Below are 12,491 nucleotides of genomic sequence, written 5' to 3'. Positions count from 1 at the left end.
ATACGATTAAACACCATCTCAAGTTATTTTAGTCGTAATAAGTTGGCCAGCTTCATTAATAGTAACTTTCCATTTCACTCCACTAGCAGTCTTCATGATTATACCTTTACTTGCCTCTATTTCAATATCTCCAAACATTCTTCCGCCAGTCGTCGCTAACCAAGCACTCCCATTTTCCATAGAAGATCTTGCAAAGATACGATTAATTCGAAAACGTTTATGATCTTGAGAATAACCACTTAATGTAATTCTAACTTTATATAACTGACTGGCCTTCATATTCGATATAATTGTATCGCCAACATTTAATGGAACATCCAACGCGATAACCCAACTTCCAGTTGCACTTAATGCATATTCAATTTTAATTTTCTTTGGGCTCTCTCCCCATCCAAAATACATTCCAAAACAATTTAACATTTGTATTGGTTTTTTCGTAAAATCCATTTCAATTACAACTGGATCACTATCTGGAACGTCAATATAGTTTACACTTTGTTCATCTATTAAATTAAAGCAATTTGTGAGATTTCCCCCGTACGGCACTTTTCCACTTACTTGCTTAACGTTATATTTCTGCTGAGCATTTACTAAAATATCATCTTGATTTCCTATTAAATGAGGTCTATTTAACGTCAAAGGTAACTGAATTCGTAGGGATTCTTCATAAGTAGACTTACAAACATTGTATTGTCCTTTATCTACAATAGTTGTCGAAAGCAGATTTGAAAAAAGGTAGTTACGATGAGAATTGGAAGAAAATTCAATAACAATTTGTTCACTACTCATCCGGTACGTATCCCAGATCATACAATCAAATGTATTATACGCACCTGAACAACGAATTACTTTTTCCGTTTGTTGTCTACATTGCACTTGAATATCATGAAACGTATTTCCTGAACTTTCATTTGGCAAATCACTATTTCCATCTACTTCAATCCCATACACACATCCATCAATAAATATAGATTGAAATACATTGGCGTTAATCCAGCAAGGTGTATTGATATCATTTATATATTCTGTCTTCAAATGTATTGCAGTTTGAAAGTTTTTAATTTGAATAAATTTAACTTGAAAGAAACTAATAAAATCCCATGCCTTTTGACAATAAAAATGTATAGCTTTTCCTTTATACGATGGAGTTGTATTTATTATATTTATATTTGATATAACAGATTGATTAGGTACTTCGATTTGTTGTGAACCAGAAACATAAATAACAGCAGATTGAAACAATGGATTTATAACTTGAAGAGTACCACCAACTATCGAAGCGTTACTTTGTAGCTCAAATGCATTAAAATCCCCATCAATTTGCAGTGTTACGGTAGGATCCAACTCTAATCTTACGTTTGATTTAATAACAATCGGCTTTACAATTTTGTACGTATTTATCCCTGTAATTCTAACCGTCGAAATTCGATTCGCTACACAATAATCAATAGCTTGCTGAATTGCTAATGAGCTATCATTTCCCGAGTTTGGAACTGCGCCAAAACAATCAATATGAACGCTACTTTCTGGCGCACAATCTTCTTGGGATGAAATATATTCTGACAAAATAAATTCACTCCTCATATTACCTTTTTCATATAATATGTGAGTTGTCTCTTAAAAGTTTCTATAATAAAAAAAACAAACGACCTACTCGGTCATTTGTTTAATTCATATATATTTTTCGTTTCCTCTATCATTTTAGTTAACGAGAAATATCTCATTGCTTTCTCTCGTGCTTTCAATCTAATAGCAGTTACCTTTTCTTCATTCCCTTGTAGTTCCTCAAGCGCACTTGCGAATTCTGATTCGCAATATTCAGATATCAAAACACCTGACTCTCCATCTATTACCGCTTCATGTATTCCACCAACATCTATTGAAACAATTGGTGTCCCTGTAGCCATCGCTTCAATTACTACCATTGGAAACACTTCACGAAAAGATAATAAAAGTAAGGCGTCCATATTCCCTATAAACTCATGCGGCTCTGAAATATTCCCTAGCATCTTCACCCTTTGCTGCAATCCATATTTTTCTATTTCTTTCATAATCGATTCTTTCTCTGGTCCATCACCAGCAATATAAAACATAAAATCATTTCTCTTTTTCAATACATTTGCAATTTTGACAAATAGTTGATGGTTTTTCTCTTTGGATAATCTAGCTAATATCCCTATTTTATATGTAGATTCTTTCTTTTTCTGCTGGAATAAAAACTTTTCAATATCAACACCGTTATAAATTGTATTTATTTTTTCTTCTGCTACATGAATTGAAATTAAATTGTTCTTTTCAAACTCACTTACTGTAATAATATTGTTCACATATTTATTCATGAAATACCGAAAAAGCGTTGGCATTTTCTTTTCTAATATCGTTACATTGTGTTTCGTATAAACAATTTTCATCTTTTTTTTAATAAACTTTTGAAGTAGAAAAGCATATAATACCATTCGCAAACTATTTGCATGAATAAGTTCTATCTTTCGTTTACAAATTTCGTTTCGTAAATAATAAATATTTCTCAAATGATTCCATCGACTAAGTAAGATAAAATTTTCTTTTCTAGTAAGGGATTCATATAGTTCTCCATCACCTGCAGCTGTATAAATCTTAAAATCCTCATAATGCAAATTATTTTCTAATTTACAGAAATAATTTTCGGCTCCGCCAGTTATCAATTTATCAGTCATCAACAGTATATTCATAATTGCGTCTTCCCAACTACATTGATTTTATTTTTTTTATAAGCATGATAAGCATACTTACTAAAATAGTAAAAGCTTTGCACTGTATTAAGACTTTTTTGGTCCCTTAATAATTTCCAATACCGAAAAGCTGCTCTAACTTTATTTCTCGAAACAGAATTTGCTACAATTCGATACTTCGCTAATACTTGCTGTATCCCTTTTGCTTCATGCCCTTCATGTAATAAGTTCAGCCATAACGCTGTATCTTCCGGCTGTACACTAGGCATTTCGACATACGGAATTTTTTCACGATCAATCATCACCGTTAAACACCCGATAATTGTATTTCCTACTAAATAATGATAGTCAACAGATTTTGGTACACTCACTTCGCGATTTAATTCATTACCATTTTCATCAATTAAACTATACGACGCATATGAAAAAGCAATATTCATTTCTTCCATAAATAACAATTGTGTCTTCAATTTATGCGGCAACCATATATCATCACTATCTAAAAAGGCAATGTACCTTCCTCTCGCCTCTCGAATCGCTAAATTCCGAGCTTTAGCAGCACCAACATTTTCTTTTAATGATAATAACCTAATACGTGAGTCTCCTTCTATTATCTCTTTAATTTTTACGGCAGATTGGTCGGTTGAACAGTCATCAACGATAATCATTTCCCAGTTTTCATACGATTGATTCTGTACAGATAAAATTGTCTCACCTATAAATCGTCTACTATTATAAGAAGGTGTTATTACAGAAACATGAGGCGCCTTATTATGTGCTGATAGACATTTTACCATCTATCTTTCCCCTTCCTTCATATATTGAAATATACTTCACAACAACTGCTAAAAATAAAAAGAACGCTTCGTTAATAATGAGTGACAATGACATCATCTGAAATAAAAATGCAATCATAGTCAATAGAAGGTATGGTTTTTCACGAAACAAAGTATGCTGCGCTAACTTAAACATTAATATGAATAAAAACGCACTATATAGAAGAAAACCAATTGTACCCGACTCAGACAAAATTTCTAAAAATGTATTGTGTACATATAATTTTTCATTAAATTGATACTCATAATAATTCGAGAAGTTAAACGCACCAATTCCGATATATGGATTGGATAAATAATATTTAAAAGCAGCTTCCCATAATGTAAATCTACCACTTCCATTATCATGGGAAAAATCAGAAATTCGTTTATTTAATATGTCATCTAATTGGCCCCCCATTACACTATTCGATAAACTAAAAATAACTACACTAAACAATACTAAACTCATAATTATTTTTATTTTTTTAGCGAAACTAGACATACATATATATACAAAAATGACAAGCACAAGCGCTAATATTCCCCCTCTTGAAAAGGTTAATAGACTCGTCGTAACACATAAAATTAACCCTAAGATGTTAGTGATATTTTGCAAATTCGTCATATAGTACATAAAAAATATTGTATTATAGAAAATAAAAATGTTAGGATCATCTAGCAATCCAATTAACCGTGGATATCCTCTATCAACTAATAATCCAGCAAAAATTTCTCTCTCTTCTCCACCGTATAAACTAAAGTATTGTAAACCGATTATATAGAGTAGTAGACTTACAACATTAAATACTATTCCTACATAAGCAATAGATGATTCAAGTACCACTATTTCAGTATTCCCCAATAAATTTCTCATTATAAAATAGCATCCTAAAACGAGTAGCACGCCAAAAATCATACGAATACTAGCATTTAAATACATAGAAAGAATTCCGCTTAAACAATAAATGAAATAAAACAGTAAAAATATAACTTCATGAAAATATAACTTTTGAATATGAAAGTCTTTAATTGTTAAACAAAAATATATGACTAAAAAAATCATATATATCTTCAATGAAAATCCAATATATAAATTGTATTTACTTAACATAACAAATAATATTAGAAGAATAATCCATCCCATTGATACTTTCATATTATTTTCCATAGGCTATATCCCCTGTTTCGTAATATAATCCTTTTTGCGTATTTTTCTTATAAAAGAAAGAAGAAGTTTTTTTAGCTCATAATCATATAGGAATATGGCAGCTACTACAATTAGTATATTAAGAACAAGCGCAATTAAATGATATGTATGCAATATATATTGCACTCCAATGAAGGTTACACCAAAATAAATTGTATACGGTATTACAATTTGGAATACAATTTTTTTCTTCACTACACTTACCACTATATATCCCACTAAAGCGACTATTTCAAATAAAACCATAGCGTATGCCGCTCCTATCACTCCACCAAGACTACTAAAGCTATAAAGCATAACCCCACCTATCACTAATGCTACACACTGCACAACAGTCCTCTTATTTTGACAACCACTCGTCGTTAAACCGTCAGCAATGGCAATATTTAAACTTTGTAGCACAATAAGAAATGATAATATTTGGAGTGGTTCTACTGCATTCCTCCATTCTTCATGAAAAAATATAGAAATAAAGTATGGTGCTAAATGATATAAACCGATCGTCATACATATTCCTACAATCGCCATTGATTTAATTTGAAGTAAATTTAATTTCGTATGCTCTTCTATATTATTCTGGTTATAATGCTTAAAGAGCACCGGAAAAAATGCACCTGCAATTACCCCTGGTACTTGATATAAAGCTGCCGGCATCCGGTACGCCACTGCAAAAACACCTACCATACTTAATGGCAATGTATAGTTAAGCAAGATAGGCGCTAATTGTGGCGTACTCATTATTAAAAAACCGCTAATAATAAAGGGAGTTAATTGCCAAAATAACGCTTTATGAATTACGACTTTCATATTCATTTTCGTCTTTCTTCTCATGATATATATACTGAATAAACCACCAATCATATACCCAAAAGCATATAAGCGAGCTGTTACATACACCGGTAACTCTCCGAAAATACAAAAACATGTAATTATAATGACAACTGATGCTGATACAACTTTTATGAGCGCTATATACTTCATACGTTCCGTCAGTTGAAAATAGGCAATCCCTATGTTTTGCCAAGTTAATCCTATTAACATGAAAAACATTACGTTTATCATCATATAAATTAAATTTTTATCCGCATACATATAATGAATAGCAATATAACCGATGATAGAAATAAAAATAAGTAGAATCATCCTTATTTTTATATACGATGATAAAATCTGCTCTAAATCTGCTCCATCCTTTGCCCCTTCTCGAAGAAACGTATTACTAAGTCCTAAGTCTGTAAAAAATAACATAACAAACGTCACTGCTATGGCAACACTAAACATCCCATAATGTTGTGCGTTAAAAAAGTTTGCTAAAACAATTAAACTGACGGCCTGAAGAAGGTTAGCTAAAATCGTACTATAAAATAGATGGATAATATTGCTTAGAATAGATCTACCCATACAAGTTCTCCTTTGCAAGTAACCTACTTACATATGTTGTTTGTTTACATATATATTTATCTTGCACCATTACCGTTCAATACAATTAAAACGGTTTTACATAAAATACGGATGTCCATCCGAAATGTTTTCATTTCAATATACTCCATGTCCAGCCTCAACTTTTCCTTTGGATCAAGATTATACCCTCCATTTATTTGTGCCCATCCTGTTAAGCCTGGTTTTACTATTAAACGTTCCTTAAATTCTGGAATATACGCATCAAACTCATTATAAAAAAACTCTCTCTCTGGTCTAGGGCCTACAAAAGACATATCTCCTCTTAAAATGTTTAAAAGTTGCGGTAATTCATCAATTCTCGTTTTTCTTATAAACAATCCAACTTTTGTAATTCTTTGATCATTTTCTTTTGCCCATTGTGGTCCGTTCATTTCAGCATCCTTTACCATCGACCTTAATTTAAATACATTAAACTTCTTCCCGTTTATACCTAAACGTTCTTGAAAGTATATTGGAGCCCCTGATGTTTCTAAGGTAATCATAATACAAAAGAACAACATAATTGGTATTGTTAATAGTAACAATATGATTGAAAATATAATATCAAACAAGCGTTTTACACTTCGATTCAATATGCTAGGCTTTTCTTGAGCCGGAATCGTATACAACTTGGCTTGATTTGTTTCACGAATCATGGATCGTTACCCCCACATTCAAGAATATAAAATTATACCTATTAATTCACATTCTTTCCTATTTATATCCGCTATTACTTTTTGCACTGTACGTAATGAATCTTTTTGCTTTTTAACTGCTAAAACCACTCCATCGCATTTCCCTGCAATAATGTGCGTAGCAGGAAGTTCAAATACTTCAGAAGAATAAACGAAAATGTAATCAAAATCTTCTTTCCACTTAGCAATCGCATTATCAAATTCATCCATAGCAACTAAAGGCGTCCCTGTATGTACTGTTTTTTTTGCAGGAATACAATATAAGTAATTAGACAAATTACTAGAAAAAGATTCATAATTGCAGGAGGAAGAGCTTATTATATCGTTTACTGTTATCATGTGATCACTTTGTAATAATACATGTAGTTTAGGGTCAGAAAAATTCACATCAATAAGTAACACCTTTTTTTTCATTTCCGCAAACACTAGACCCATATTTACTATAAGCGAGGCAACAACACCTCTGTCCTTCGTTGAACTAACTGTGAACAGTTGTTTTCCGGATTTTTTCAGCTCGTGATACACCGTATAAAACTGCTCTTTCATCAGATCATCATGCAAATTGAATGGCAGCTGCTTCTTTGTTCTAAACATCGACATGTTCACCTCGATATATAGATGATTTTTTATCAACCTCTGTAGGTTTCTTTTTTCTATTTGGTTCCATATTTATGTGACCAATAACAGAGACTGTTGTTATTTTCTCTAAATCCTGTTCCGTGTATATACGTTCATCAAAATAATCTCGAAATACAGCTAAACCTATCCCAACAAAAAAACTAACAATTAAAGAAATAGGAATGATCAGTTGAAATTTCGGAAACAATTTTTCAGCCTGTTCCTGTAACTCAGGATCAGTTAATACTTTCACCCCTTGTACATTTGTGTACTGTTGAAAGCTTTTTTGTGATTGCTCTGCCAATGTCTTTACAATGTCTTTCACGATTTTCGGATTGGAATCTTTTACTGTAACAGTTACAATTTGTGAGTTGTCCGTATTCACAACCGAGATTTTTTGTGCTAATTCATAACTTGATTGCTCTAATTTCAAAGTTTTTTTGACTGTTGAAATAATTAATGGGCTTTTTAAAATATCAACATACGATGTTACTAGTTGCTTATTTTCTTGTGTTTTATTTGTTGAATTTTCCTTATTAAACTCATCTAAATTCCCAACAAGAATTTGCGTTGAATATTGATATGACGGCTTTAAAACATACATAGAGATAAGAACTAAAGAAGCGGTTAAACAACACATCGTTAAAATAATCGTTACGAATCTTCTTTTCAGTAATTGTTGAAAATCTTTTATACTCATTTCTTGCTTCAATTATTTCACCGCCCTTTTCTGAATAACATCCTGCAATTCACTCTTTACAGATAACCCTTTCTCTCTTCTATCCACTTGTTTTGTTACATACTTTCCGATTCCGAATGCAAATTTTTCTACATATACATACGAAAGCATTGCAAGTATAAACGAAAAAACAAGTGAAAAAATTAAAATAATAGGCAACGGTAATATTTCATGGAGCATGTATATAAGGGAAAACAACGATATAATATGGTATAAATAAAGACTGTAAGAAATCTTCCCCAAATATAACAAATATTTATTATGTAGCAAGGACGACAAAGTTGATATTGACAAACTTAATATGACAAATAAACATGCACTTATCGCCACTACGTAGTCTCGAAATATAAAATTATTGAGCACTTTAATTTCTCCTATAAGCCCTTCATACATAAAAAGTAAAATCGCAAATAAAAACCATGCAATTTTCGTGTTTTTAGTACAATTACTATAAAAAACTATTAAATTATTTTTATACTTCGCAACTAGTGCTCCTAGTAAAAACAGTACTGTGTAATGCAATGTTAATGCATAGCTTGTTAATGTTAAGCCCGAGCGAAACAAAAATAATATTACGACAGAACATATACTAAAACTAAACAATAATAGTAATGAACACCTTAACGTTTTTCGTAAGCAAATCATCAAAATTAACGGGAAAATTATTGATATTCGCATTTCATGGACAAGTGACCAAATCACACCGTTATATGCATCTGTATTATATTTCCCAACCAATAAAATATGTTGTGCGATTAAGCTTGAAGAACTTTCAATCGTCCATGAGCGATTAAACCATTCACTTAAATAAGAAATACCATATTCACTAATTGTAATCTGGCATACAATAGCTATAATTATTGCCACAATATAAGGAATATATATTCTGCATATACGTTTTAAAAGGTATGACCCATAGCTACTATAGTTTTTTTGAATAGATTCATACAAAACAAATCCGCTCAAAACAAAAAAGATAATAACTGATTCGTTACCACTACTAAAAATTAGACGAGCAGGCGTTTCTTTTAATAGATACACAACAAATGGTTTATTATCTTCATAACTGTAATTTTGAAATGCTGAAAAAATCATTAAATGATGACCAATCATTACTACTAATGAAGAAATCCCTCTTATAGAGTCCAATTCTTCGTATCTTTTCATCTTTTTACATCAACTCCTAATGAAATGATAATAATCATTTCAAAGCGACATCTTTATTCATATTCCTCTCCTTTCTTTTCATTCCAATTTTTCATATTAAAATGATTTTATAGTATAAATTTGAGTGTATTGTAACATTTTTTGTAATATTTTGAATAGAAAATCTCAAAAATTGGTATATACCAATTTCAACCTCGAAAAATGAGTAATATTGATAGAAAAACGCTATAAAAATATCTTGCATATTTACAAAATTAAAGAGCTGAATAGCGTTTTTTCAATATAAAATAAAAAAGATAGCCTACATAGGCTATCTTTTTTATTTTATTTAATTACTGGCACCACTATATGCTACATGTCGTTTCTCAATTCTCTCTTCAATTTCTTTCATATTTTCTTTATTATTTAATAGTGATTGTTTATTTTCAATTAATAATTGTTTAAAAGATTTTCTCACTTTTTTTCTCATTTTCATTGTCCTCCTTGGGGGATGGTTTATATAAAAGATAAAGAATTATCTGTGTGTTCTTATAATAATTGATTGTTGTGAATTCTATTTGAACTTCATATGAAAATCTCGTTTATTTTCTGACAACTTTGTGAACACGAAAAAATGATTATCTAAAACTATGTTGAAATTAATTCACTTCATGATAAAAGTTATTATTTTCATCAACTTTTATCATTATATCTTGTCGAAATATTTATATATTTAAAATTGAGTTCGACATAATTTTATTTATTATAATACTGTTTACAAAAACAAAAAGAAGGTGTTACCAAGTCAAAGTTCGACTTATGCAACATCCCTCTTCCCAAACTATTTATAGCATATTTATTAATATTTCAGGTCTTCCCCAATTCATTTCTTCACAAACAAATCTAAGTTTTTCTTCATCCATTGTGTGTAATCCTTCTTCTAGTGAACATGAAATTGGAACTTCACAGTGAATTTGGGCTAATTGTAACGAAATATTTAAGTTCTCTAAATCACTTTCAATCTTCGTACGCTGCGCTTTTGTTAATGATTCTACATTTTCTAGTACAGCGGATACTGTTCCGTGCTCTTGAATAAGCTTATACGCTGTTTTTTCACCGATACCTTTTACCCCTGGATAATTATCACTTGTATCTCCCATGAAAGCTTTTGCATGGACGATTTGCCACGGCTCTACACCTTTTTCTTCCATGATTTTCTCCGGTGTGTAATATTCGTAATTTCCAATTCCTTTACGCAGAAGCATGACTGTAACGCTCTTATCAACAAGTTGAAGTAAATCCGTATCACCTGTTAAAATATAAACTTCAGCTTCATTGCAATATTGTTTTGCAAGCGTACCGATACAATCATCGGCTTCGTAGCCTTTCATACCGATAACTGGAATGGATAATTTTGCAGTCATTTCTTGCACTAAATCAAATTGAGGAATTAATTCTTCTGGTGGCGCTGCACGATTTGCTTTATAATTCGAGAACGATTCTGTTCTAAATGTCGTACTTCCCATATCCCAGCATGTAACGATATGTGTTGGTTCGATCGCTTGCGTAGCTGTTAATAAGTGTTTCATATAACCATGAATCCCGTTCGTAGGGGTTCCATCTTGTCGTTTCATAAATTGTCCGTAGACACTTGTTGCGTAAAAAGCACGAAATAATAGTGCCATACCATCAACTAATAATACTTTTTTCATAATTCCTCTCCTATTAAAAAAATAATAACCTTACGTTATCACGTAAGGTTATATAAATAGATTACCATTCTACGTTTTTGCTCAACTTTGTCTATTATACATTGTTTTTGTATATTTAGCATCATTAACACATTAAGACGTTCTACTACAACAAGTATGCAAGATGCCTGAATACGTATTTTTTCCAGTAGAAACAACGATAGCTTTTGCATTTCCACTAACAATATGCGAACCTTTAAAACATACATTTTCAAGCTCAAGTGGATTATAATCTTTCATCCGTTTTAATGGAATAAACCGTTTACGTTCAAGGTGATAGCAGCTCTCAAACTTCTCTATATTCGCTTCGTTTCCCGTTAACACAGACTCATTCACTAATAAATCATCTGCATAAATAATACGTACATCAGCTGGCACAGCATCTCCAGCCGAAAGAAAAATCATATCTCCAGGTACAAGTTCTTGCACAGGTATCTCCATCATTTTCAGTTCACTATTTAGCCCTGTACTACTAGAACATTCTACTCTAGATACAGTAATCGTTTCACGTTGTAATTCATCACACACACGTTGTTTTGAAAAACCTGGAATCATGCCACCTAGCTTCATCATTACTTCTGCAAGAAGTGCTCTTTTTGAAGTTAGTTCATTTCGGCCATATACTTGAATACGTTTTTGTGCCTCTTTCATTGATAGTCCGTCTCTTGTTGTTTTAAAATATGCAAATACAGATTTTACATCTCTTGTTGCAATTTCAATTAATAAATCTTTATTTTTTTGGAGCATTGTTTGTTCTTTTATTGATTTTTTACTTAGTTTATATGACGTGTTACCCACAGTTTTGTTTGCATATAACATATTATCGTCTCCTCCTTTACAACATAGGAAGAAACGCTTTGTTTCTCAATTTATCCACTTTACTGTGAAAGTGTCTCGCGCTTTATAAACGCTATATTGTGATAAATATAGAGGGAGGAACAAATCGTTTCCTGCCTACATCATATATTTTTGATTTGAAGTATATGGGTAACGGAACCGAGTCAGAATTTGACATGCTCCTCACCTCCTCGTTTAATTTTATAGTTTATAATATGAAATTACTCATAGCTTGGTAACAAAAAAGACCCCTACCCTTAAGAGAGTAGCGGCCATTACATACACAAATAAACGATTTCTAATATAATTAGAAATCTACGGACCTCTCCCTCACCGAGTTTTAGCACTGTATAGCATAGGTACATTACCAGCTACGTTAAGAAAAACCTTAATTCGATCATTCCTGTTGACCCATTGGCGTCTCTCGACATTTTTGGGCAGTAGCATTTCTCTATACAGGAGCCTCACCTAACAGAGACTTATTTTCATTACATTGAAAATGTTACTCTTATTTAAAATAGATGTCAAC

The 12,491-nt window shown here is 31.6% G+C and carries 12 protein-coding genes and 1 riboswitch; all 12 genes read right to left on the bottom strand.

Translation table 11 applies throughout. The features are described 5' to 3' along the window. Positions 1–18 precede the first annotated feature (18 nt). The 12 genes from AC22L0_RS04410 to AC22L0_RS04355 all read right to left on the bottom strand — a co-directional run bounded on the left by AC22L0_RS04410 (position 19) and on the right by AC22L0_RS04355 (position 11,944). Positions 19–1,566 carry a glycoside hydrolase family protein gene (locus AC22L0_RS04410; protein WP_139894384.1) on the bottom strand — a complete coding sequence of 516 codons (1,548 nt, stop codon included), beginning with the start codon at positions 1,564–1,566 and terminating at the stop codon, positions 19–21. A 92-nt stretch (positions 1,567–1,658) separates the two neighbouring features. Next, positions 1,659–2,711, bottom strand: a complete 1,053-nt coding sequence (locus AC22L0_RS04405) for a glycosyltransferase family 4 protein (protein WP_001023684.1) — start codon at positions 2,709–2,711, stop codon at positions 1,659–1,661. Further along, a complete protein-coding gene (locus tag AC22L0_RS04400; protein ID WP_087948106.1) occupies positions 2,708–3,508 on the bottom strand; it encodes a glycosyltransferase family 2 protein in 801 nt (266 codons plus the stop codon). The genes AC22L0_RS04405 and AC22L0_RS04400 overlap by 4 nt, the downstream gene beginning before the upstream one ends. After that, the gene (locus AC22L0_RS04395) at positions 3,483–4,697 is read right to left on the bottom strand and encodes an O-antigen ligase family protein (RefSeq protein ID WP_000429870.1); all 1,215 of its coding nucleotides are present in this window, start codon (positions 4,695–4,697) and stop codon (positions 3,483–3,485) included. Before AC22L0_RS04395 ends, AC22L0_RS04400 begins: the two co-directional genes overlap by 26 nt. 3 nt (positions 4,698–4,700) lie before the next feature. Then, complete coding sequence (locus tag AC22L0_RS04390) at positions 4,701–6,137, bottom strand: oligosaccharide flippase family protein (RefSeq protein ID WP_000533744.1); 1,437 nt, start codon at positions 6,135–6,137, stop codon at positions 4,701–4,703. 56 nt (positions 6,138–6,193) lie between these two features. Beyond that, positions 6,194–6,832 (bottom strand): sugar transferase, encoded by a 639-nt coding sequence (locus AC22L0_RS04385; RefSeq protein WP_000617650.1) that lies wholly within the window; start codon positions 6,830–6,832, stop codon positions 6,194–6,196. A gap of 18 nt (positions 6,833–6,850) precedes the next feature. Continuing rightward, on the bottom strand, positions 6,851–7,471 hold the full coding sequence (locus AC22L0_RS04380; protein WP_002100874.1) for a CpsD/CapB family tyrosine-protein kinase: 621 nt from the start codon (positions 7,469–7,471) through the stop codon (positions 6,851–6,853). Next, positions 7,458–8,201, bottom strand: coding sequence for a YveK family protein (locus tag AC22L0_RS04375; RefSeq protein ID WP_000807055.1), 744 nt, complete (start codon positions 8,199–8,201; stop codon positions 7,458–7,460). Before AC22L0_RS04375 ends, AC22L0_RS04380 begins: the two co-directional genes overlap by 14 nt. After that, a complete protein-coding gene (locus tag AC22L0_RS04370; protein WP_487272149.1) occupies positions 8,202–9,395 on the bottom strand; it encodes an acyltransferase family protein in 1,194 nt (397 codons plus the stop codon). Between the two features lie 328 nt (positions 9,396–9,723). Further along, positions 9,724–9,864 (bottom strand): FbpB family small basic protein, encoded by a 141-nt coding sequence (locus AC22L0_RS04365; RefSeq protein ID WP_001228048.1) that lies wholly within the window; start codon positions 9,862–9,864, stop codon positions 9,724–9,726. 355 nt (positions 9,865–10,219) lie between these two features. Next, positions 10,220–11,086, bottom strand: a complete 867-nt coding sequence (locus tag AC22L0_RS04360; RefSeq protein WP_000757075.1) for a 5'-3' exonuclease — start codon at positions 11,084–11,086, stop codon at positions 10,220–10,222. 132 nt (positions 11,087–11,218) lie between these two features. Continuing rightward, on the bottom strand, positions 11,219–11,944 hold the full coding sequence (locus AC22L0_RS04355) for a P-type ATPase actuator domain-containing protein (protein WP_000964949.1): 726 nt from the start codon (positions 11,942–11,944) through the stop codon (positions 11,219–11,221). 335 nt (positions 11,945–12,279) lie between these two features. Further along, positions 12,280–12,445: riboswitch (M-box (ykoK) riboswitch) on the bottom strand. Positions 12,446–12,491 lie beyond the last annotated feature (46 nt).

This window comes from Bacillus sp. LQ01 (genome assembly GCF_057624735.1).
Note: the sequence above shows the minus strand (reverse complement) of the source record. Positions and strands in the feature narration are given on the sequence as shown.